This is a genomic window from Segetibacter aerophilus, assembly GCF_007991655.1.
Lineage (GTDB): Bacteria > Bacteroidota > Bacteroidia > Chitinophagales > Chitinophagaceae > Segetibacter > Segetibacter aerophilus.
This window is the reverse complement of sequence record NZ_BJYT01000025.1, coordinates 37169-59533: the sequence shown is the minus strand read 5'-3', so window position 1 is coordinate 59533 and position 22365 is coordinate 37169. Positions and strand designations below refer to the sequence as shown.

The following is a 22365-nucleotide window of genomic DNA, read 5'->3' as shown; positions in this document are numbered from 1 at the left end:
TAGTAACTAGTTGAAAGGGAGGTTACTAGTAAATGATGGACAATGCTTTCTCTTTACGGGGAGGATGTATAAGATTACTATAATAGAATTGATACAAAAGACAACCGAATTAACACGCTGTTTTATTATTCTGTTCTATTTTATTAAAGCTTGCTTCATCTAAAACTTCGTATAATTTTTTTGCATATAAGTCCCATGTAAAACTTTCTTTCATTAATTTTTTTGCCTTCAATCCCATTGGAATTGAATTCTTTGAGTTGTTATGCAATTCCATTATTGCTGTCGCGTAATCCTGCGGTTCATCGCATATAATAAGATGTTCACCGCTCACTGCTCCGATAATAGCTTTGGCTCCCAATGTAGTGGTTAAAACAATTGCTCCTATCGCCATCGCTTCCAGAATTTTATTTTGAATACCTCCACCTGTTTGCATGGGTGCAACTACTGCGGTAGCGTCATACATAGCTTGATAGGGATCTTTCACAAACCCTTCAATTACTACTGAATTGGAATATCTCTTACCCAACGCTTTTATTTTAGGATGAGGAGAGCCGCCGATAATTCGAATTTTAAGGCTAGGAACTAGAGGAAGTACTTTACTTATAAGCCAGTTAACAGCGTCTATGTTAGGCTGATAATCCATTTTTCCAAAAAAAACCACTTCGGGAAACAAGGACTTTTTCCTTCTAAAGTAGTTTGTTTCGAGCAACTTACTGCTTACGCCGTTAGGTATCCAAATAGCACGACCGAAATCACTATAATAATTCCTCTCGCTCCAATTAGCGAACAAAGAAGCATCAAAGTTAGCCACACACTTTTGTTCAAATCCTTGCAATCTTTTTATCTCAATACTGTACACTGTTCTCCAGAAAAATGAACTTACCCTGTCTATACTTCTTATATAATTAAGATAGATGGAATCAGCTACATCAATAAATTTCTTGTTTGGTAAATCTTGTACATACAAAGCAGTCCTGATTAGATTAGCCATAACGAAATCTTCCCGCTTAATATTTTTGCGACAATATTCGTGCACTTCTCCAAAATAATAATATCCCACTTGTAAAGGCAAAGTAGAAAAGAATGCCTTAATAGCATTGAGTTTAAAGCGTAAACGAGAGTAGCTAAAAATCTTATACTCGTGACCTGAATTGTCCAAGTACTCCTTCATCTCGGGCGTTACTTTTTCATCCGAAATAATCACCATTGATATTTTATAGCGCATCTTTAATATTTCAATCATGTTGAAATATTTTAATTTATCCCCCCCAACGGGAGGAAATGGCACCCGGCTTACTATAAAAAAACAAGTTGGCTTATTTTGCCCCACCAATTCTTTATCATTATTTCCGTAAACGTTTATGTTCTTTGAATCAAAACTCATTTTGCATTATTTCTATCACACACCGAAATCTAGTATTATTGGGGATTATGAACAAAGATATTAATAAGAGGTCTAATCTTTTTGAACGAACGGCTCGGAATCAATACTTTCTCTAATATTGCTGGTAAACCAATCAGCTACTTTTTTATTAAAATTTTTCCTTGAATAATAATCGAGTTGTTTAATCGCCTCCTCTTTTTTTGCTGCTCGCAATGCCTTATCTGTACATGCCAGGTATACAGCGTTAGTAAAGCTTTGAGTATCATGAGGGTTAAAATAAAAAGCTGCTTCCCTACATACTTCGGGCATCGAGCTGGTATTGCTGCAAACAATTGAGCAACCACATTTCATCGCCTCTAATAAAGGGATTCCAAAGCCTTCGGTCAGGGAAGGAAAAATAAAAATAAAAGCATTACGATACAATTTCTCTAATTGTTCATCATTTACGTATTTTTCAATAATAATTCTATGTTCTTCATGTAGGCTTCTAATTAAATGGTGCAGCGTCTTTTTGTTTGCCTCGTTTGAAATACCAACAACTTTTAAAGAAAATTTTTTTTTAATTTCTTCCGGCAAGGTGGCATACGCTTCAATCAAGAACGCTGTGTTCTTGTGCGGGGCATCCCCACCTACATTCAAAAAATAACCTTCAGAATCTTTTTCTTTATGGGCTTCAGCTTCATGCGTCGTGTCGATACAATTTGGAATTACACAAATTTTTTTCTCTGCTACATTAAACTGTCGGATGATTTGCTCCTTTGAATAATTAGATACAGTAATTATGAAACTGGCTTTTTTAATTATTCTTGGAACTATTACACGTCTGTAAAAACGGCCAACTATTTGTCTAAAGCTTTTAGATGTAGGGACACTGGAAAAAGACTCCATAAAAATTAAGTCATGCAGTATTAAAACAGACTTACAACTTAAGGGTGAAAAAACAGCACCAGTATTATAAGGAAAAATAAAGTAGCTGACTTTGTTTTTTTTCACGAAGGACGAAATGGAAAGCTGCTCCCAAAGAAGAATATTATTTAGACCGTAACAGGTGACACTTTCATCTCCCTTGCGTTTAAGTCCAGAAGGGGCTAATCCCTGAGCCTTTTCGCCATTTTCTGAAAGAGCTTTTAAAAAACCGTTTAGATATTTTGCCATGCCTCTATGAGGAGCAAGAATTTGAAAAGTGGCATCATAATAAATATCTTTCTTCATCTCTACAAATACACTTGCCAGTTACGTAAGCTCTTTTTTATATTGTTCTTTATAGTCTGAATAAACGAATTTATTGGTAAAATAAATTCTGCATTCCTCGGACATTTTCACCAATTCATTTCGGTGATCCCTCAAATAAATCAATTTAGCTTTCAAATCCTCTTTGGAGCCTGTTTTAAATAGAAAAGCGTATTTGCCATTGTCCGAAATTTCTCGATGGACCTCTAAATCAGATATCAAGGAGGGAATACCGCAAACACCGGCTTCAACAGGAGTATATGAATAACCTTCGGAAAATGAATTAACAACGTTTAGATGAGACCGTTGGAAAAAAGCTGCTTTATCATTTTGCCAACCCAAAAGCTTGATATTCGAATAGCTGCCGTAATTACTCTTGATTTGTTCATATAAAGGCCCGTCTCCAAGGATACTCAGCTCCACATTCGCAAGTTCAATCACAACCTCAATTAAGGGTAGAATTCCCTTAACTTCTACCAGCCGCGCAATGAAGATTATTCTTAGCCACGGATCTTTAACCGGATAGTCAATAGGTCTTACTGCATCAGCGGGCAACCAGTTGTATATCACCTTTACTAGCTTATTCTTTATATACTTGTCTACTTCGTTTTTTAGGAAGTTCGAAACACAAATAACAGTGCCTACTTTTCTCAGGCAATGTATTACAAACTTTTGCTTCGTAGGCTTATTATAGTATTCTATTGATGTATGATGAACATATACAAGCTTCTTAAAAGCTCGTGGAAGAAATAGCGCAAAATATACAGGTCCCTGTCCGTTTAGTAGTAAAACCTGTTGGCCTTTTTGTGGTAAACTTAAAATTCTATAAAAAATCCTAAGATATGTAGCTGGAGTCGATCCCGTTACTAACTGAATTTGTAGTCGATGCTCTCTAAGTTTCGAGCCCAAGAGCTTTGAACAACAAATGAGTTTTATATCAAAGTCATCTTGTAAACAAGTCACTAACCGCACAATGTATTCTTCGCCGCCTCCATAAAAGGAAGTCATTGATATTATTGTTAAAAGAGGTTTCAATAACTAAAGCTGATTTTTCTATTTATTAATAAAACTGCGGCAATAGATAGGAAATAGACAAATAGGCATGGGATGCCATATTTTATGATTCCGCTGACTGGTTCAAAGTAACTTGAACGAGGCAAATAAACGCAACCCATCAGAATAATGAATGACATAGTGCCGGCAATTCCGTACAGGTAATTTCTTAAAACAGACATTAGCAAGCCGATTAAAAAAGTGCCGATAATGATAGTTGGAATACCGCTTAATAAATACAGCTCTGCTATAAAAGAAGTCCCCGTTCCAAAACCTAGATCAAAAGACATCGGACTTAGATAATTAGTTAAATCAGTTGCAAAGATATCGCCGGGTTTAAATAAATTTTGATGGCGAAATGATAGGAGTATAGGTTTAAACAGATAGTTAAACGAAAATGGATGGAACCTGTCATACTCTTCAACTGCTAATGCAGAAACAATAGACGAATTACCTTGAGTATAAAAAAAAGCGGACAATAACGAGCTCGAGTCTAACTCTCTATTTTCTCTAAAAGAAGCAATAAAAATGGATGCAATTACAACAAGGGCTGAAATGACAGCTAAATAAGAAATGTTGAATCCCTTCTTGATCTTTTGTTTATATACCAGAATATTGAGCAGAAGAAAGACGAAATATTTTCCCCTTAATCCAATGATTAATTCACTTGCAAACAAGATTACGAAGAAGATCATTAGGTACTTTAACCGCTTCAACTTGTCTTCGGAAAAGATGTATAAAAGATAAGCTGAAAAGGAAATGTTGGACAGAAACCTTATAACTAATCCTACACTTTGCAGATGTTCTCCATTGTTTGCATAAATGGCGATATAGCCCCCATGAGTGAAAATATATTGGAGGTACGAAACATTTTTATAGATGTAGAAAGGGAGCGTACTCAAAAAGATAATTAAAAAGATGTTACTTGATATAGCAGGTACTCTGACTTTTAAAACAGGCAACCTTATGAGTGTCGTTAGATAAATTATGTAGCTGCAAATCGACAAAAGAAATATTGTAGTTCTTATTGTAGAAATGCTTAAAGCGGTAGGGCTTGCATAAAGATCAATAAGCCAAATGGGAAACTTGCCACCATTTAAAACATAACTTATTAATCTTCCTCCCTGGAAAAAAATCAGAAATAGTTGAAATAGAAAGGATGGATGCAGTCCTTTATTTGTGCTTGCCCAAGTGAAATAAGTACATATTAGCAGGATAAACAGACCAAAAATATTCCACATCGTTTCGGAACCGCTAATAAGAATAAACAACATTAGAGTAGCGACGATGCTTGTATTGACCGCCAAGGCAAAAAAAGGCTTAGTGCTGTATGTAGTGAAATACTTTAAAATAATATAGGCTTTAAAGTTCGCAATTTAATTACAACGCATATTAGCTCACTCGCAACTATTGAAAGCAATACTCCCCTGATATTAAACATTGGAATAAGTACAAAATAGAATGGAAAAAGCGAGCAGATATTTATAAGGGCAATTTTGAAGGTATAATTAAACTTACCCATTGAAAGCAAGATGCTTCCTTGTGCAGCACTGATTATCCGAATAGCTGTTGCTAAGCCAAAAAAAAATGCGATTGAAGAGCTAATCTTGTATTTACTCTTTATGACTTCTAGCAAAAAGGGTAACAAAAAGGTTATTACTGCCAAGATGAAACATGCGTAAATAAAGGTAACAAGGAGATATTGTCGAAGGTTCCTTTTAATTGTTGGCTTGTCTTTAGAATCAATCTCTTTCGAAAAAAAACTGTATGCTGAAGTTGCTAAGGCCGACGCAACCATTAACAATGGGTCCATAATACGCATAAAGAAGCCATAATACGCAACATTTATAGCGGAGGAAAGCTTTTGTATAAATAGCAAATCAGTTTTGGAGTATATCGTCACCACTGTTTGACTGCTGCCGTTGTACAGGGAAGTTTGATACGTCTTCCGCATCTCAGTGAACGTTATGAACTTTAATTTAAAATTAGTCTTTCTATATACCGCATAGGTTAAGATCATAAAAAAGACAATTTCCATTAAAGCGTAAATGAAATAATACTCAAGTTTCGAGGAGAACATATATATCATTAGTCCCGAAAGTAAAAAGGCGGTAATATAATAACCAGACAAAATTCTATTATTGTTTTTCGATTGAAAAAAAATATTTACAAAGGAGTTTGCAGAAATGAGTGGTAAAATAAAAGCTGTCGAGACGAGTAAACTGACATTAGTAATACCTGAAAAATAAAATACTGTAACCATTACGCCGCTGCTAAAGATGGAGAGTAGTAGCTTTTGTGAAATAATTATTTCTACACACTCTTTTGCTTCCTCATCACTCATCCTGGCAAGATTTCTTGTATAGGTAGAGTCGATCCCAAAATCAAGTAATAGCCTGGCAATTTCCACAATATTTAAAACATAAATAAAAGTTGCAAAGTCGGTGGTAGTGGCTTTTTCAGAAAAAAGGAAAATGATCAAAACACGGAGGCCATAGTAGAAGAATTTATTAAGTAATCCGAAAAAACTGTCGAGATAAACTGTTTTCAAATGTTTTTAAGGAGGGGAATGTTTTATAATATTATTTGGAAGGTGTCTAGACAAAAGAAAGACCAATGTTATTAGGGGGCCTAAGATTTTTTAGAGCTAGACTTCTTTAGGCTATGTTTTTAGAAGTGATATAAGCCCACTCCATATGTCGGCTTCCAAACAGTCCGTCTCTGCATTCTGATAGGACTATTTTCTTCTCAATTTCTTCCATTCCCTCAAGTTCAGGGTACAGATTTGGGTCTCGTACTTCTGAAGAAATCAATTGAATGTTGTGTGTGTCTCTGAAGACAGGGAGAAGTCTTTCTTTAACAGGTAGCCCTAAAATATCATGCAGTTCTATCAAGAAATCGCACCTATTAAGATTCTTAATATTCTCGTTGGTAAACAGTTCCAATTCATAGCCCTCGCAGTCACAAACTATCAAAGATGTGTTTTCAAACTTGAAGTTTTTCAAGGTTTCATTTGTACATCTTTCTCCTAAATGAACTCTATTAAGAACGTTATTAACGATAGCCATTTCTTTACACATTTTTAAAGCATTAGGGTTAATGTCATATGCATAGACGGTTGAGGTAGGGATTTTTAATGCAAGACCAATTGCATAGTATCCTTCTGCGCAGCCTATGTCGATCACCTGCTTATACTCTTTTCGGGTAATTTCTTCAAGAGGACCAAATAGCTCTGCTTCATAGCTGCCAAGCAATTTAGGAGCCATTTCGCTATAACTGGATTTCAGTCTTGGATATTTCATACCCTTAAAAGGTCCTCTTGCCACAGTGGTATGATATCCCACTTTTTTAAAGAAATTCCGCTCCGCCCTAATTTTTAATAACCTTTCCTTAAAGCTATTGACAGCAAATACGGATGACAGAAAATATAGAAGATTCCAGTAAGAGGGATTATGGCTTACTGTATGGATGTATTTTTTAATACTTTTGAACATAAGAACACGAATAATTAGGCAGCACTACTTAAAGCATTGAGTTAATCAGAAAAGGGTTGAATTTCATTTGATTTACGCCCAGATTTCTGGGCAATTATAGGTTAGAATAAGGTAAACATGAAAAAAAGTAATTCCAATCAAACCGACATTTAACGAATAGGTATTCGGTTTTGGCCTAAAAAATTAAGAAGATATGTTGAAGCAAATAATCTACTCAATAAATAAAATACTAAACAAAAGATCTGTAATCCTATCACGACCTTTAGTAAATCATGATCAGACTTTATACATTGATCCTCTTAGAAAAATGGATTACGTAAGATGCATGACACTGAATTTACTAGCTAATGAAATTCATGATAAAAACCTTGATGGCAATGTTGCCGAAGTAGGGGTTTTTAAAGGTGAATTTGCAAGATTATTAAATCAGTCTTTCCCTGAAAAAATCTTATACCTTTTCGACACCTTTGAAGGATTTAGTGAGTTAGACTTTCAAACAGCCAATGAGCCTACAAAATATAAAGAGACTGCCCATAATTTTAAAGACACAAGCATTGATACTGTACTGGCAGGAATGAAGAATAAAAGTAATTGTATAATCAAAAAAGGTTACTTCCCTGAAACTGCCCTAGGTCTTGAAAATGAAACATTTTGCCTTGTAAGTCTTGATGCCGACTTATATAAGCCCATTTATGATGGGTTGAATTTTTTTTACCCAAGGCTAACGAAACACGGCTATATTCTAGTTCACGATTATAACAACAAAGAATATCCGGGAGCAAAAAAAGCAGTGCAGGAATTTGCTGCTGAGAATAAGTTGTCTCCAATTCCAATTGCTGATGGTTGGGGCAGTGTAATCTTTTCGAAGTAGCGTTAGGTGATGAATGGTGAATTCGAGGATTACTGTGTATACAATTTTACATCTACTTTCTTCTCCTTATATCCAACGTGCACTGTTAGATATTGTCAATAATGTTATTGGTTGAAGTATTATTTTTTCCCTGAAGTTGTAAAGGTTTGTTGTTTGAGGTTACAATATTTGATGAAAAAACATTATAATCAGAGCCTTCGTCAGATGAAATTCCAAATATTTGATTTCCGTTTGGCCAATCGTATTTCTTTGCGATACAAATGTTGCTAGTGAAAGTATTATAAGTTGACTTCACGCATTTTATCCCACAACCATTTGTGCTTTTGCCCTCACCGTTATTCGTACAAATATTATTTGATACAGATAGGTATTTGCAATTTGTGATTAGCAGTCCGTTGCTGCCATTATAGAAACATTGATTGTCTGTGACTGAGCAAGACTCGCAATTGAATAAATCAATTCCTGAAGCTTTTTGCTCACGTCCACTCGAAATCCAATTTCCCTTAATTACACAGTTTCTTGCATACTCACCGCGAATACCCGAGCCGTGATTGCTATCAATATCGCAGCCAGTAATTACTACAAAGCCCATATCTATCTTGCTTGCCGGTTTCAAATATGTCTGGCTAAATTTAATTCCGCCGCCAGCATTTCCTGCTATTATACATTTATCAAATGTAACTGAAGACATGTTCTCAATATATACTGAGAATTTTTCTTCACGACCAGCGTGAGAAAAATTGCCACCATTAAACTCGCATCCACTCATAGACACCCAGCTACCAATAAAGGGAACAGCAGGTTGGTGAAAGGAAATTTTCACGTTGTTTCTACTTGCTCCGCGTGCGCGTATATCTCTTCCATAAATGCTATTACTGTCTTCTATATTCATATTTATATCAAACCCATCAATAATTAATTCACTTAAATGAACTTCATCACAGTATTTAAAATGCAGTGCCGTGCATTCAACTGTTATTGGCCCATTTTTTACCTGATTTAAAATAGTAAGGCGATAAATATTGTTGTATGTCTTTACTTCTTTACTATAGCTCTTCCCTTCAATGTTAAAAATTTTTTTTACTGCATGGTCGGCAGGTACAATAACTGTTCTCCTATAATCACCATACACGATTGAATTATCGTACAGATTTATTTGGCCCAACTGGTAATAATTGACTTCCTCGTAGCCGGGTACATACACGCTTTTACCTCTTTGATGGGCAAAATCAATGGCTAATTGAAATTCTTTAGTTACGTTTTTACCGTTTGATAATGCTCCAAACCAGTTTACATTAACAGGTCCGTCAAACATCATTTCCCAAACGCCACCCAATCCAGGATGAGTAGTTCCACCGTTTGCCTTTAATGTATTTCCCGCCCACCTAAAAGGGTTACCACTTGTTCTTACATTATCATCTACAAAAATAATCTCGGTATGAGCATTATTGTACTTAACAAGTTCATTAATAGTGCTGACTGAAAAAGATTGTTTAAAAGGCATAACTAATAATATTACATCCAGGCGTGAAGCATAACAGGTTTATTCAAAGTGTCTGTTAGTCCTTTCAGTTTAATTTTATATTCAGGTACTGCAGATCTTAACTGCTTTACTATCCTCGGAACATCGTTCTCCTTATGGTACACTGTGATTGCAATTTTTGGTTTAAACTGAGTAATTGCATCCATGGCTCCATCGAGCATTTGCTGCTCGTAACCTTCGATATCTGCCTTTAAATAATTAATAGGAACATTTTTTGTTTTGCAAAAATTATCAATAGTATTGATGTTAATCTTTGTGTCGGTCATTACATTAGAAATTGTAGAGGCAATTCCGTCTTTCTTTAAATAGATTTCACCTACTTTGTCACCCAACGCTTCGTTTACAACTAAGACATTGCTTAACCCTTCAAACGTTTTTTCAAGTCCTGATACGTATTCTTCTAAAGGCTCAAAGGCATACACATGCTTTGCTCTCGGAAATGCTAAAAAGGTAAAAATGCCTTCTGCACTTCCACAATCAAATACTATATCTCCTGCCTCAACAGTAGTCTCAGGAATTTCATAGTAATGCCAATTCCAATGATAGAGCTGCTCAGACACCACGTGTTGTATCACATGGAAGTCCAATTCTTTGGAAAGAAAGATCGGCATGCTATAACCCTTTATATATATTTTATAGTAAGAATTATCCGACTTGTCAATTGTAGTTATTTTGAAGTTTGAAAGGACTTCACAAGGAGGCGAAAAAGTATTTAAAAGCCATTCTTTCAATGCCCCTCCAAACTCTTTTTGAATAAGTGTATTCTTAATAACCGCAACTCGTCTATTCATACAATGTTATTGTGGTGGAGGAGAAAAAATTTTCGTTTTAATTTTTTCCTTGTAGTGGGCTAAAGCTTATTGAAGTATGAAGTTATACTTGTACCTGTATTGGCTGTTTCCCAACCGGCTCCCGAACAATAAATCTCAGGATTAAAATAACAGAAATAATAAAAATACCGATAAAGGAAAATACCAGTCCAGTCAAAAGTCTGCCGGGTTTTATTTTTTCTAAGGGAAGAATAGGAGCATCAATTATTTGAATTAAAGGGGTTTCTTTTCTTAGTGCTAATCTTGATAATTCGAGGTTTTTTAGCAGTTCTCCGTACAGAGTCGCATTTACCTGCACATCTATCTGTTTTCGCTGTGCACCCGTCCTTGCTACTTGTCTTAACGGGTTTACGTTTAAGTCATTTATTGTATTTACTTCACTGATGTTTCCAAAAAGCAATCTTCTAACAGAGTCTGTTTGTGTTTCTATTATTCGCAAGTTTTGACGAGCTTTTTTACTTTTATAATCGCTATAAAACTGCAGTGCGTTTTCTACGAGTATCTCAACAAATCGTTTTGCAAATAACTCGTTGACATCTTTCATCTGAATAGTGATGAAATTTGTTTTCTTGTCTCTTCTTTCTATCTGAAGGTTCTTCTTAGTGATTCGATCGAATACATTCTTCATTATGCTATCTCTATTACGATCGGCTTTTTGAGGATATGTTTCAAACTTCATGTTTTTTGTAGAAGGTTTATCTCTCCACTTGCGACTATTACTTTCTAAAAAAACTTCAACCATCAGCTCTTGTGAAGTCTTATTGAAAGGAGATAATAGGGTCTTTTCTACCATTGTCCGGCTCTTTAATAATTCCATTAGACTCTCGCCCTCGAAAACCCCGCTTGTTCCACCTCCTCCCAGGTCGAGACCAAATTGCGATGCTATTCCAGCATACATTCCTAACTGAGAACTGTTGTTATTTTCAGTAGCAAAAGTTATTTCAGCAACATACACCGGTTTTGTCGACCACGCATATAACACCCCTAATATGCCCATAATTATTGCTACTAAGGCAATTAACCACCACTTAGATAACAAGTGTTTTCCAAGTCTTTTTGTCCAGGTAAAAAGTTCTGTGAGTGTTATTTCTTTGGCTACCGCAGTGGACATTATCGGTGTTCTTACTTAAGATTTATCAATAAACTAATTAAGACCCCAGCAAATGACGTTATTGCCGTTGTGATACCTATAACTTCACCTGTAGATAGTCTTCTTCTTTCTACCTCATGCTTTTTTGGTACAATCACCTCTGACCCTGGAGTTATTTTCGGATAGCTTCTAAAAAACAAAAAGTGACTGGTCTTTGCAGCGTTACCGTTAGGATACAAAACATAGATTTTCGACTTGCGTGCGTTTTCAGATACACCTCCTGCACGGCCTAAGTAGTCTTTTAAGTCTAATTTTTCCTGGTACACAACCCTGGTAGGAAATAAAACCTGTCCGCTTATTCTAACGTCCATTTTTTCCTTAGGTATGGTTATAATGTCTCCCTCTTCCAAAACCAGGTCGTTTTTCGATCCGGGAGAAGCCAAGATTGTCGTCAGATCAATAGCAATTTGGTCAAACTTTCGCTCAACCTGCTGTTCTACAAATCGCGAGGTATCCTTCAAGGTCTCCTGAATTGTATTTATTTTCTGACTATTAAGTTCGTTTATTAAAGTTTTATTGTTTCTTCTTGTTACATACCCTCCTTGCTCGTAAGCTTGCAAAGTAAGACCTCCGGCTCTTTTAATAACATCACTTATTCGATCATTCTTATTTTTTAGAACGTAGGCGCCAGGGTAGGGAACTTCTCCTTCGACGCTCACACTTATTTGAGGTTGATAGGCAGGGTTCTTTCTTACAATTACAGCATCGTATGACTGCAATTTTATGTCTGAACCTCTTTCCTGCAGATCATTCAAAGAAGTAATATTAAATACTTCTGACACTTTAATATCACTGATATTAAAGGAGTCAGTCTTCAGCCGTCGGGCAACCTCAATTCTTTGTGGGATGGCAGCATCTGTAAAACCACCTGCCAGAAGTATGAGGTCTTTTAAAGACATATTTTCGACAAAAGGATATTCGCCCGTATTTCTAACTTCTCCATTTATACTTACCGTCGTGTTTTCTCTTAGTTGACCTACTGAAGAAATGGTTACCCTGTCATTTGGTCTAAGAACAAGGTTTGAGGATGCTTCCCTAACAACTTCTATCGGGCTAAAAGATAAATATTCAGGAGTTAGATCTTCCCTGCTTCGAAGGATCAAACCTCGACCATTGTATGCATCTTGCTTTAAACCTCGTGCCTTGTTAATCAACTCTTTTAATGTCATGCCTTCAGTTAACTCATAATCTCCCGGTAAGTATACTGCTCCAGATATTGTTACACGATTAATAAAGCGGCCCAAAATCTTTTTAACGACAAACGATTCAGAGCGACCTGGTTTATATGTAGCAAACTGATTTTGAGCAATATCTATTATTCTGTTTTCGACATCTGTTACCTTGTAACCGGTTATGCTCGCAGTATATGCGCTATCAGAAAAACCTCCTGCAAACTCTAATAAAGTTTGAAGACTCTCGTTTGCTTTCATTTCAAACAATCCCGTTCTTTTTACCTCTCCCTCCAGGGAAACTCTTACTTTATAAGCAGGTATTCGAATAACATCCTGGTCCTGCAAAAGAAGATTTGCTCTCTGATCTGCTTTCACAAGGAAATCATAGATATCTAAAATTCCTGCAACTCTTCCATTCCGAACAATTTCAATGTTCCTCATGCTTCCCATCTCCGTTGGGCCTCCAGAAAGGTACAACGCATTGAATGCAGTCGCCAAAGACGGTAGCGTGTATGTGCCCGGCTTTTTGGCTTCTCCTAAAATGGTTACTTTAATACTTCTAATTCTTCCTATTGTTACGCTAACCTTTGTAAGACCTGTTTTTATATTAGCATATCCTGCGTTGCTAAGCCGACTTTTTATTCTTGCAGTTGCCTGCTCTATAGTAAGTCCGGCCACATACATAACTCCAACATAAGGAATATTTATGTCACCTTCTGGACCCACCTTAAGATTATACTTTGCCTCCTGGTAGCCAAAAATATTAATGTTGATTTCATCATTAGGTCCGATCACATAACCGACGGGAGTTGCAATACTTATATTAGGTTCAAATGAGAGCACTCCGTTATTGAAGATTTCGAGGCCAAATATTTTCCTGGGATTAACAACTTGTATAGTCTTATTTGAGGTGTCGGAGACCCGTCTTTCGCCGCCCCTGCTGTTCTCTTCGGGCAGCGAAGTGTTGCCACTACTTCCCGAGTTGCCGATTACCTCCAGCCTTCCTCTTAGAGTTGTTGCCTCAGCCTGGCTCATTCCCCGGGCTAATAACAGGTCGTATGCTTGTTGTGCGGATAAATTATTTTTACTTAGATAGCTTTTTATCTGTGTCAGTTGCTCTTCAGTAACATCAGAAGATTTAACGTTCGACAAATTAGAAGGTAAAGAAGGTATTTGAGCAAAAAGAGAGAAAGACAGTAAAATTAGAATACTGGTAAAAAACAATTTGAACTTCACAATTTCAGATTCTTATTTAAAAGAACCGCAATTTAAAGGGTTTGAAATAGAATTATTCAAAATTATTTGTAAAGCTTTGCGCTGATTCTTATCGATTACCTGACCAATTAATGAAAATTTTTGTTCTTGAAAAATTCATTTCGCTTTGCCCTCAATAATAAATCTCACAGTAGCCATAATGATATTTAAGTCGACGGTCAGCTTTTGGTTCTTTAAGTAAACCTGGTCAAATTTCATCCTTTGTATCATTTGATCAATGTTTTCTGCATAGCCATATTTGATCTGCCCAATAGAAGTTATTCCCGGTTTGATGGAAAGCAAGTTTTTATATTCGGGCGCCTTTTGGATTATCTGCTCAATAAAAAAACGTCGCTCCGGCCTTGGTCCAACCACAGACATTTGCCCGATAAAAACGTTCAGAAACTGGGGTAATTCGTCTAACCTCGTTCTTCTCATGATCCTTCCCCAACTTGTTACGCGCGGGTCATTTTCTTTTGCCAGTTGCGGTCCATTGCTTTCCGCGTTTAAATGCATCGTTCTAAACTTGAATATATAAAATGGAACGCCGTTTTTTCCTATCCTTTCCTGCATGTAAAAAACTCTCCCTTTGGTAGTTATTTTAGTGATCAGTACCAATAATAAAAAGATTGGGAGGCCGCAGATCATTATAAAAGACGAGACAACAAGGTCGAATGCTCTCTTTGTAAGTTTGGCTTTTTGGTCTTCAAACGGGCTCGACGAAATATGTATTACAGGGAAGTTGTGGTAACTTAATAACTGAGTATTGGCCGAATCTATTTGAAGGTCTGAGATCATTTTTATCTTCAATCCCATCTTCTCATATTCCAACACATCATTTATAAATTCTCTTTTGATTTCTTTAAAGCAAATAAATAGCTCGTCAATTTCATTAAAGGTTATAAAGCTTTTTATCTCCTGTTTCGAGTATTCGCTTAAATCTCTTGGGAGAGGTTTGATTAAATTATAACCATATTCCGGGTGGTTGCTAAAAGATCGTTCAACTCTTTGTACAACTTCTGTATCACCCAGCAACCAAATTTTTCTCCTATTGTAACCCTTAACCCTTAGATAACTAACGCCGTAAATAATTGCAATTCTTTGAACTAGTAGTATTAGGGAAAACGATACAAATTGGGTAGCGAAAAATAATCTTCCTAAGTGGTATTGCTTTAGCAAATACAATGTTCCCAAAACAACTACCAGGTGAATTAAAGATGAAGTGATAATTTTTTGTAAGCTCCCCCAATAGTTAATGGGCCGGGCGAAGTGCATGTTACTAGTTGAAAAAGCAATAAGGATCCACGAAATATTGTAAGTAAAAAATAACTGGTAAAATAATGTTGAACGAATTTCATCGTTAGAGATAATAGAAAAATTTATCAATAACGTAGGGTTTAATATTAGGAGGTCTAATATTAGAACAATGGCAGGCGAATACTTAGAATATCGTTGAGACATGTTTCACAATTATACCCATTAACGAGATATAATTGATAAAAGTTTATTTGAACTTAAAAAGGGCGAAGAGAGTTATAAAAAGTATTTTTAGTTGGTGGTCCGAATAACTTTTCCCGACATCGTTGTGACACTCTCTCTTCAGCCTTTAAAGCTTTTTTGAACTGTTTTTTAAAAGAGTATAAATGGTTACTCTTGAAAATGTACTGACACCTGTTTCAAGGCAGATCCAATAATCTGATGCATATCGTAGTAGCGATATTCAGCTAATCTTCCACCGAAAATCACATTCGTTTCCTTATCCGCCAGCTCCTGGTACTTTTTAAATGTAGATGTGTTTTTAGCATCATTAATAGGATAATAAGGTTCCTTTTCTGATGTCCACTCTTCAGGATATTCTTTAGTTACTACCGTTTTTGGTTGTGTTCCAAACTCGAAGTGCTTGTGCTCAATAATTCTAGTGAAAGGCACTTCCCGCTCAGTATAATTCACAACGGCATTACCCTGGTAATTTTCAACATCATGTGTTTCATGCTCAAACTTCAGGCTTCTATACTCTAACTGTCCAAACTCATAGTTATAGTATTGATCGATCTTACCTGTAAAAACAATTGTGTCAGCTAAAGCGTTCCATTCTTCCCTGTTTTCGAAATAATCAACACTCAGACGTACTTCTATATCTTTTAGAAGACCTTCCACCAATTTGTTATATCCACCGATAGGGATGCCCTGGTATTTATCATTAAAGTAATTGTTATCGTAAGTAAACCTTACGGGTAGTCTTTTAATAATAAAGGCCGGAAGTTCTGTTGCTGATCTTCCCCATTGTTTTTCGGTGTAGCCCTTAATAAGCTTCTCATAAATGTCAGGTCCTATAAGTGAGAGCGCCTGCTCTTCGAGGTTTGAAGGCTCTTTAATATCAAGGGCTTCAATCTGAGATTGTATTTTATCTTTTGCTTCCTGCGGTGTCTTCACTCCCCACAACTGGTAAAAGGTATTCATGTTAAAAGGAAGATTATACAGCTTATCCTTATAGAGCGCCACCGGCGTATTCGTATACCTGTTGAACTCAACAAAAGAATTTACATAATCCCAAATTTGCTTATCATTGGTATGAAAAATATGTGCTCCATATTGATGCACATTAATTCCTTCCACTTCTTTACAATAAACATTACCGCCGGCGTGATCGCGCTTATCTATAATCAAACATTTCTTACCTCTTTTCTTTGCCTCGTGGGCAAATACAGAACCAAACAATCCACTTCCTACAACGAGGTAATCGTATTCTCTACTTAAACTCATTTATTAAAATTTATTTTAAAAACCCTGAAGTGTAAAAAATAATAGTGCCACCTATTATTTGATGAATGAACTAAACTCTTAAAAGGGATGAACGTATGATAAGAGCTAGTTGAGAATTCTGGCATTTAAAATTAGAAGTAGAATTTTTCTAACACTAACCCGGCAGCTTCCCTTAGATATTTTTGTGAACCCGCGATAGAATAGAACTTATCATTAATTGCAATGCGTTTAATTTTTGGAAGGGCTTTTATAGAACCTTCATTCAACAAGTCATTTGCTTGTTCCAATATAGCAGATCCAAATCCTCCCTGCGATTGATGCTCCTCAATAGTAATGATCGATTGATAACTTTCAAGGATTTCCTTTAGTTGACTTTTATTGATTGGTTTAACGAAGGGGAAACTATAAATTGAAGCGTTCAGATCATTATCATTTACAAAATCGCACACATACTTAAGCATTGAACCGGTTGAGAACACAGCCGTATTTTTTCCTTGTTTAACTTCGATAATATCTCCAATAGATAACTCAGCTAAATCCTCATGTACTACAGGTTCTCCTGCCTTCCCTAACCTAACATAACAAGGGCCTATATGGTTCGTACAAAAGGTTGTAATCCTTTGAGATTCTAGTGGGTCTCCCGGAGCGCAGACCACTATATTTGGTATTGTACGAAGCATTCCGATTTCTTCAGTGGCATGATGCGAGGGGCCCAGCGCACCATACGAGTATCCTCCACCCACAGCAATTATTTTTACGTTCAGATCGTGATAGCAGATGTCGTAACGTATCTGCTCCATGCAACGAAGCGTTGGAAAATTGCCAATTGAATAGATGAAAACGCAATAACCTTCCAAGGCTAAGCCCGCAGCAAAACCGGCCATGTTTTGTTCAGCGACACCAACGTTTAAATAACGTTCAGGAAACTCTTGTACAAAAGGTTCAACTACACTGAAGCCAAGATCACCAACTATTAAAAAAACCCGGTCGTTTTTTCTTGCTTCCTCAATTAGTTGATTTATGAAAGCCGTTCTCATGTAGTGCCAAGCTGTTTAAGGGCATTATTATAAAGGTCAATGTTAGGAGAACGGTAATGCCAGAGTATTGTGTTTTCCATATAATCGACACCTTTTCCTTTAATGGTATGCGCTATAATAACTTTAGGTATACCATTCTTATTGTTGCTTACTGTAGTTACGGTGTCAGTAATTTCCTCGTGATTATGTCCATCGATTTCTACTACTTCCCAGCGAAATGATTCGAATTTTGCCCGTAGCGGCTCTAGGTCAATTACATCTTTTACAAAACCCAGACTTTGAATCTTATTGTAGTCAATTATCAAAACAAGGTTGTCCAACTTATGCTGCGGTGCAAGCATAATAGGTTCCCAATTTGATCCTTCATTTAATTCACCATCGCTTACCAGGCAGACTACTTTAAAAGTTGTCTTTTTAAGTTTAGCAGCAAAAGCAACACCGGTAGCAATAGAAAGCACGTGACCCAAACTACCAGATGAAATTTCAACACCGGGTATTTTGTGGCTGGTGTGCGACAAAAACATGCTGCCGTCCATTGCATAGGTATCTAACTGTTCCAATGGGAAAAATCCTTGTAAGCCCAATGTTGCATAAAGGGCAGAGCAGGCATGTCCTTTCGATAAAAAAAACCGGTCTCGATGAGGATCGCCAGGATGTTGAGGATCTATGGTAAGCACTTCGTTATATAAAACAGCAAGAATGTCAGCCATCGAAAAAGCGCCTCCTACATGCGATGCATTTGCGTGATGAACCATCTCAAGCACTTTCATACGGACCTGCAATGCAAGAGACTTAGAATCCATCAGTGGTGTGCTTTGTTTATGTAGTAATCAATTGTCTGATATAACGCCTTGTCGAAATCAGTCAACTTGATCCTTTCGATAGTGGAATTAAATTTAGACATATCACCTTCAAGATGCATTGATTGATAAGACCTATAAGGCAGTGCTCCGAAGTTTAATGTAACACTCGCATCGATACGATCTCTTATCTTTTCAATTAGCTCTTTCAATGTAATCGCTCTATCAGAGGAAATGTTATAGACACCGGCCGCAGTAGAGCTTAAGTTTTTGCCAATTAGTATAGCCACGTATTCCGCAAAGTCCTTGACATATAAGTAAGCGTACTTCTGCATACCTGGGGTCAAATCCATACTTTTTTTATCCAGTATAGATTTAATTACAGAAGGGATCAGCCAATTTTGATCTTCCTTCTCGCCAAACATTGGAAATAGTCTTAACCAATACCAGTTAATGTTACTCGCTTCGCAGAAACTTTTCGCCAAGGTAGAAGCCATTAACTTAACTGCGCCATATGCTGTATTAGGATTGGCGGAATAGCTTTCATCCACCTTACCAGAAAAGGTTCCGTATTCCGCTTGCGACCCGAGGCCCATGAATTTTGAAATTTTTAATTCAGCTCCTAATTCTAACAAGTCTAAAACCATTTCCAGGTTGCTAAGCTGCTCTTTCCATGCAACTCTTTTATCTGCACTTACACCTGACCAAGCTGAATGAATGATGATGTCAGGTCCAAGTTTAAGGACTTGTTGTTTCCAATTAGTCTCATCTACGTTTATCCAAACGACTTGCTCCACAAAGTTCTCACATCTGAATAAGTTAGAAGTTGAACGTTTCAGACCAATAACTTCATTACCATCACGTAGTAACCTTTCAGCTATGTAAGAACCTAGAAAGCCGCTCACTCCGCTTATCAAAACCTTGCTCATCTAACGACTACTCGATAATAGCATATGAAATGTAGGCATCAAACATTGTCTTACGTAGGGCAACGTTTTTTATTCCCAACGTCTCCAACAAAGCAACTGTTTCACCGGGAAAAACTTTTGCGTTCAACTCATCAAAAGCGAGTACAGCACCTTTGGGCATTCTCGGCACTATTTGCTCAAGCGCCAATTTTGTGGGCTCATAAATATCGAAATCGAGATACAGCATGCTTACTATTAAATGCTGATTTCGATGTATAAAATTTGGTATCTCTACTAAAGCGTCTCCTTTTACCAATTCTATTTTAGGCAGGTGATTAAGAGGCCTGTTTTTATCGTACAAATCGATCGCCTGTGTGATTTCTTCCTCAATGCCCTCATACACTTTCAAGTCACCTTTTGCATAGCTGCGATGAAGGTTTTTATCTTTTTCCGATACTTCTGGAAAACCGGCAAATGAGTCAAAACCTATAATTTTTCGTGTATGGTTATAGGGTTCGTAAATAGCAGATAGTTGAGCAAATGCAAGAGTACCCCCACCTTGAAAACAGCCACACTCAACAATAGAACCAGGGAGGTTTAGCTGTAACTTGAACAGTTCGTGCTTAGCCAGAAATCGCGAGAGGTCTTGCCTCCTTATGTACTTGGAAAAGTTTTGAAGTTTAGAAGACACTGAAAGAGGTGAACCATCAAAAAACTTTCCATATTCGGAAAAGAGTTCAATCTCCTTTGCAGTGTGGTTAGCCAAGTTTGCCTGAATTTCTTCTGGTCGCATGCTAATAAATTTTGTTAGTCTTTTGCCTGATCATTAAGGTACTGATTTACCTGGGCGTCAGTAAATGAATGAATAGTCTCAGGAGACGAGAAAAATGTTTTATACCAATCTATCGTTTGTCTTATAGCTTCCGTTGCATTCCATTTAGGTTGCCAACCAAGCTCGGTCGTTGCTTTACTAATGTCTAATTTAAGCAGGCCTGCTTCATGTGGTTCTCCAACAACATTAAGAGTTTCAGACCCGCCTGTTCCCCAGATTTTTATTGAAAGATCTACAATCGTTTGTACCGAAAGAGAGTCGCCTGATAAGGGACCAAAATTATAGGCCTGTGAAAATTGTTGTGGATGAAAAAACAGTTTCCTTCCTAACTCAAGATAACCTACTAAAGGCTCAAGCACGTGCTGCCACGGGCGTATGGAGGAAGGATTGCGAACTTTAATTTTCTCACCCGACCCAAGCGACCTTGCTATATCAGGCACTAGCCGGTCTTGCGACCAATCGCCACCACCAATTACATTGCCTGCTCTTGCTACAGCAACACCTTTCAGATTCTTTGAATATTCTGCTACATTAAAGAAGGAATTTCTATAAGAATCAATCACTAATTCGCTACAAGCTTTACTTGCGCTGTATGGATCGTACCCGCCAAGCCAGTCATTTTCCCGATACGGATAAACCCACTCATTATTTTGATAAACCTTATCAGTGGTTATTAATACTACGCTACAAGGCTTTTTTAATTTTCGTACCGAGTCCAGCAAGTTTGCTGTACCAATTACGTTTACTTCGAAGGTTTCGGCGGGTATTTTATAGGAAAGCCTAACGAGCGGTTGGGCTGCGAGATGAAAAATAAAATCAGGTTCAAATTCAGTAATTTCTTTTGCTAACCTCTCTCGGTCACGGAGATCAGCAATTATAGACTGGCAAAGAGTATCGCCGCTAACTAAGTTATATAGATCGTTTTTAGTAATGGGCGGAAGCGCGTACCCTTTTACTTCTGCTCCTAATGCTGTTAATATTTTCAGCAGCCACGACCCTTTGAAGCCCGTATGGCCTGTTAAAAAGATCCTTTTTCCCTGGTATGTTTGTTTGAAGGTATCGAACATTTTTTACCAGATTTTCCAATTAGCTGTATTACCGTCCCACATTTCGTTCAGGTCGTGCTTGTCTTTCAACGTGTCCATAGGTCTCCAAAAACCATGATGCTTGTAGGCCTGCATCTGGCCTTCAGATGCTATCTGCTCAAGTGGTTCTTTTTCCCAAACAGTACGGTCGTTTTTTATATAGTTAAATACTCCCGGGCGGCAGACGAAAAAGCCCCCATTAATCCATGAACCGTCGCCTTTTGGCTTTTCAGTAAATGTGTTTACGAGCTTATTTTGGTCAATGTTTAATGCACCGAACTTACCAGAGGGCTGCACTGCAGTTACAGTAATCAATTTATTTGCATTCTTGTGAAAAGCTACCAATTCGGTAAGGTTAACATCGCTAACCCCGTCTCCGTAGGTCAGCAGAAAATCTTCATTTTCTACGTGAGGTTGAATTCGTTTAATACGGCCGCCGGTCATTGTTTCATTACCTGTATCAACCAATGTAATCTTCCATGGTTCTGCTTGCGAATCATGAACATGCACTGAATTATTAGATAGGTCAATAGTCACGTCAGATTTGTGAAGGAAATAATTGGCGAAATATTCCTTTATCACATATCCCTTATATCCTAAACACACAATAAAATCATTGAAACCATGAGCGGAGTAAATCTTCATGATATGCCATAAAATCGGCATACCTCCAATCTCAACCATTGGTTTTGGCCGGATAGAGGTTTCTTCTGAAAGCCTGGTGCCAAGGCCGCCAGCTAGCAATACTACTTTCATGAATGCTGTCTCATAGTTGAAAGGATAAATCTGATCACAAATTGCAATGCATTACTATCAACAAAGCTTCGCCCTCTCAGTCCCAAATTGTTGGGCAAGCTAATGAAGCAAAAAAAGGAATTTATCGGCTACAGTTTGTACAATAAAGTCTCAATATTCATTCTTCGGGCAAATATAGCGCAGCCATTAGTAGCAATAATCAT

At 37.1% G+C, this 22365-nt stretch carries 19 protein-coding genes; 1 reads left to right on the top strand and 18 read right to left on the bottom strand.

What is annotated here, in order from left to right; translation table 11 throughout:
* Positions 1-109: 109 nt before the first annotated feature.
* The 6 genes from SAE01_RS20800 to SAE01_RS20775 all read right to left on the bottom strand — a co-directional run bounded on the left by SAE01_RS20800 (position 110) and on the right by SAE01_RS20775 (position 7161).
* Positions 110-1384 (bottom strand): glycosyltransferase, encoded by a 1275-nt coding sequence (locus SAE01_RS20800; RefSeq protein WP_147205736.1) that lies wholly within the window; start codon positions 1382-1384, stop codon positions 110-112.
* Between the two features lie 72 nt (positions 1385-1456).
* On the bottom strand, positions 1457-2596 hold the full coding sequence (locus tag SAE01_RS20795; RefSeq protein ID WP_147205735.1) for a glycosyltransferase family 4 protein: 1140 nt from the start codon (positions 2594-2596) through the stop codon (positions 1457-1459).
* Positions 2597-2617: 21 nt separating this feature from the next.
* Positions 2618-3622 (bottom strand): glycosyltransferase family 4 protein, encoded by a 1005-nt coding sequence (locus SAE01_RS20790; RefSeq protein ID WP_147205734.1) that lies wholly within the window; start codon positions 3620-3622, stop codon positions 2618-2620.
* A gap of 23 nt (positions 3623-3645) precedes the next feature.
* Positions 3646-4974, bottom strand: coding sequence for an O-antigen polysaccharide polymerase Wzy (gene wzy / locus SAE01_RS20785; RefSeq protein ID WP_147205733.1), 1329 nt, complete (start codon positions 4972-4974; stop codon positions 3646-3648).
* Between the two features lie 38 nt (positions 4975-5012).
* Complete coding sequence (locus SAE01_RS20780) at positions 5013-6218, bottom strand: lipopolysaccharide biosynthesis protein (RefSeq protein ID WP_147205732.1); 1206 nt, start codon at positions 6216-6218, stop codon at positions 5013-5015.
* 106 nt (positions 6219-6324) lie between these two features.
* Positions 6325-7161: a methyltransferase domain-containing protein gene (locus SAE01_RS20775; protein ID WP_147205731.1), complete on the bottom strand. Its 837-nt coding sequence runs from the start codon at positions 7159-7161 to the stop codon at positions 6325-6327.
* 325 nt (positions 7162-7486) lie between these two features.
* Here SAE01_RS20775 and SAE01_RS20770 point away from each other — a divergent pair, with 325 nt between their 5' ends.
* Positions 7487-8032 (top strand): TylF/MycF/NovP-related O-methyltransferase, encoded by a 546-nt coding sequence (locus tag SAE01_RS20770; RefSeq protein WP_218029211.1) that lies wholly within the window; start codon positions 7487-7489, stop codon positions 8030-8032.
* A gap of 85 nt (positions 8033-8117) precedes the next feature.
* Here SAE01_RS20770 and SAE01_RS20765 read toward each other — a convergent pair whose 3' ends face one another.
* From SAE01_RS20765 to rfbF, 12 genes are all read right to left on the bottom strand, one after another.
* Positions 8118-9536, bottom strand: a complete 1419-nt coding sequence (locus SAE01_RS20765; RefSeq protein ID WP_147205729.1) for a right-handed parallel beta-helix repeat-containing protein — start codon at positions 9534-9536, stop codon at positions 8118-8120.
* Between the two features lie 11 nt (positions 9537-9547).
* Positions 9548-10366, bottom strand: coding sequence for an FkbM family methyltransferase (locus tag SAE01_RS20760; protein ID WP_147205728.1), 819 nt, complete (start codon positions 10364-10366; stop codon positions 9548-9550).
* A gap of 82 nt (positions 10367-10448) precedes the next feature.
* A complete protein-coding gene (locus SAE01_RS20755; protein WP_147205727.1) occupies positions 10449-11516 on the bottom strand; it encodes a Wzz/FepE/Etk N-terminal domain-containing protein in 1068 nt (355 codons plus the stop codon).
* An 11-nt stretch (positions 11517-11527) separates the two neighbouring features.
* Positions 11528-13879, bottom strand: a complete 2352-nt coding sequence (locus SAE01_RS20750; protein ID WP_147205726.1) for an SLBB domain-containing protein — start codon at positions 13877-13879, stop codon at positions 11528-11530.
* 219 nt (positions 13880-14098) lie between these two features.
* On the bottom strand, positions 14099-15442 hold the full coding sequence (locus SAE01_RS20745; protein ID WP_147205725.1) for a sugar transferase: 1344 nt from the start codon (positions 15440-15442) through the stop codon (positions 14099-14101).
* Between the two features lie 186 nt (positions 15443-15628).
* Positions 15629-16744, bottom strand: a complete 1116-nt coding sequence (glf, locus tag SAE01_RS20740; protein WP_147205724.1) for a UDP-galactopyranose mutase — start codon at positions 16742-16744, stop codon at positions 15629-15631.
* Between the two features lie 131 nt (positions 16745-16875).
* Positions 16876-17781, bottom strand: a complete 906-nt coding sequence (locus SAE01_RS20735; protein ID WP_147205723.1) for a transketolase family protein — start codon at positions 17779-17781, stop codon at positions 16876-16878.
* On the bottom strand, positions 17778-18584 hold the full coding sequence (locus SAE01_RS20730) for a transketolase (protein ID WP_147205722.1): 807 nt from the start codon (positions 18582-18584) through the stop codon (positions 17778-17780). The genes SAE01_RS20735 and SAE01_RS20730 overlap by 4 nt, the downstream gene beginning before the upstream one ends.
* Positions 18584-19510 (bottom strand): NAD-dependent epimerase/dehydratase family protein, encoded by a 927-nt coding sequence (locus SAE01_RS20725; RefSeq protein ID WP_147205721.1) that lies wholly within the window; start codon positions 19508-19510, stop codon positions 18584-18586. The genes SAE01_RS20730 and SAE01_RS20725 overlap by 1 nt, the downstream gene beginning before the upstream one ends.
* Before the next feature lie 7 nt (positions 19511-19517).
* The gene (locus SAE01_RS20720; protein WP_147205720.1) at positions 19518-20282 is read right to left on the bottom strand and encodes a TylF/MycF/NovP-related O-methyltransferase; all 765 of its coding nucleotides are present in this window, start codon (positions 20280-20282) and stop codon (positions 19518-19520) included.
* A 14-nt stretch (positions 20283-20296) separates the two neighbouring features.
* The gene (gene rfbG, locus SAE01_RS20715) at positions 20297-21388 is read right to left on the bottom strand and encodes a CDP-glucose 4,6-dehydratase (protein WP_147205719.1); all 1092 of its coding nucleotides are present in this window, start codon (positions 21386-21388) and stop codon (positions 20297-20299) included.
* A 3-nt stretch (positions 21389-21391) separates the two neighbouring features.
* Positions 21392-22162 (bottom strand): glucose-1-phosphate cytidylyltransferase, encoded by a 771-nt coding sequence (gene rfbF, locus SAE01_RS20710; RefSeq protein ID WP_147205718.1) that lies wholly within the window; start codon positions 22160-22162, stop codon positions 21392-21394.
* Positions 22163-22365: the final 203 nt, after the last annotated feature.

Excerpts from the sequence above, each read along its gene's own strand:
- SAE01_RS20800 (WP_147205736.1), bottom strand. The coding sequence starts at position 1,384 with ATGAGTTTTGATTCAAAGAACATAAACGTTTACGGAAATAATGATAAA.
- SAE01_RS20795 (WP_147205735.1), bottom strand. The coding sequence starts at position 2,596 with ATGAAGAAAGATATTTATTATGATGCCACTTTTCAAATTCTTGCTCCT.
- SAE01_RS20790 (WP_147205734.1), bottom strand. The coding sequence starts at position 3,622 with ATGACTTCCTTTTATGGAGGCGGCGAAGAATACATTGTGCGGTTAGTG.
- SAE01_RS20775 (WP_147205731.1), bottom strand. The coding sequence starts at position 7,161 with ATGTTCAAAAGTATTAAAAAATACATCCATACAGTAAGCCATAATCCC.
- SAE01_RS20770 (WP_218029211.1), top strand. The coding sequence starts at position 7,487 with ATGACACTGAATTTACTAGCTAATGAAATTCATGATAAAAACCTTGAT.
- SAE01_RS20765 (WP_147205729.1), bottom strand. The coding sequence starts at position 9,536 with ATGCCTTTTAAACAATCTTTTTCAGTCAGCACTATTAATGAACTTGTT.
- SAE01_RS20760 (WP_147205728.1), bottom strand. The coding sequence starts at position 10,366 with ATGAATAGACGAGTTGCGGTTATTAAGAATACACTTATTCAAAAAGAG.
- SAE01_RS20755 (WP_147205727.1), bottom strand. The coding sequence starts at position 11,516 with ATGTCCACTGCGGTAGCCAAAGAAATAACACTCACAGAACTTTTTACC.
- SAE01_RS20745 (WP_147205725.1), bottom strand. The coding sequence starts at position 15,442 with ATGTCTCAACGATATTCTAAGTATTCGCCTGCCATTGTTCTAATATTA.
- glf (WP_147205724.1), bottom strand. The coding sequence starts at position 16,744 with ATGAGTTTAAGTAGAGAATACGATTACCTCGTTGTAGGAAGTGGATTG.
- SAE01_RS20735 (WP_147205723.1), bottom strand. The coding sequence starts at position 17,781 with ATGAGAACGGCTTTCATAAATCAACTAATTGAGGAAGCAAGAAAAAAC.
- SAE01_RS20730 (WP_147205722.1), bottom strand. The coding sequence starts at position 18,584 with ATGGATTCTAAGTCTCTTGCATTGCAGGTCCGTATGAAAGTGCTTGAG.
- SAE01_RS20725 (WP_147205721.1), bottom strand. The coding sequence starts at position 19,510 with ATGAGCAAGGTTTTGATAAGCGGAGTGAGCGGCTTTCTAGGTTCTTAC.
- SAE01_RS20720 (WP_147205720.1), bottom strand. The coding sequence starts at position 20,282 with ATGCGACCAGAAGAAATTCAGGCAAACTTGGCTAACCACACTGCAAAG.
- rfbG (WP_147205719.1), bottom strand. The coding sequence starts at position 21,388 with ATGTTCGATACCTTCAAACAAACATACCAGGGAAAAAGGATCTTTTTA.
- rfbF (WP_147205718.1), bottom strand. The coding sequence starts at position 22,162 with ATGAAAGTAGTATTGCTAGCTGGCGGCCTTGGCACCAGGCTTTCAGAA.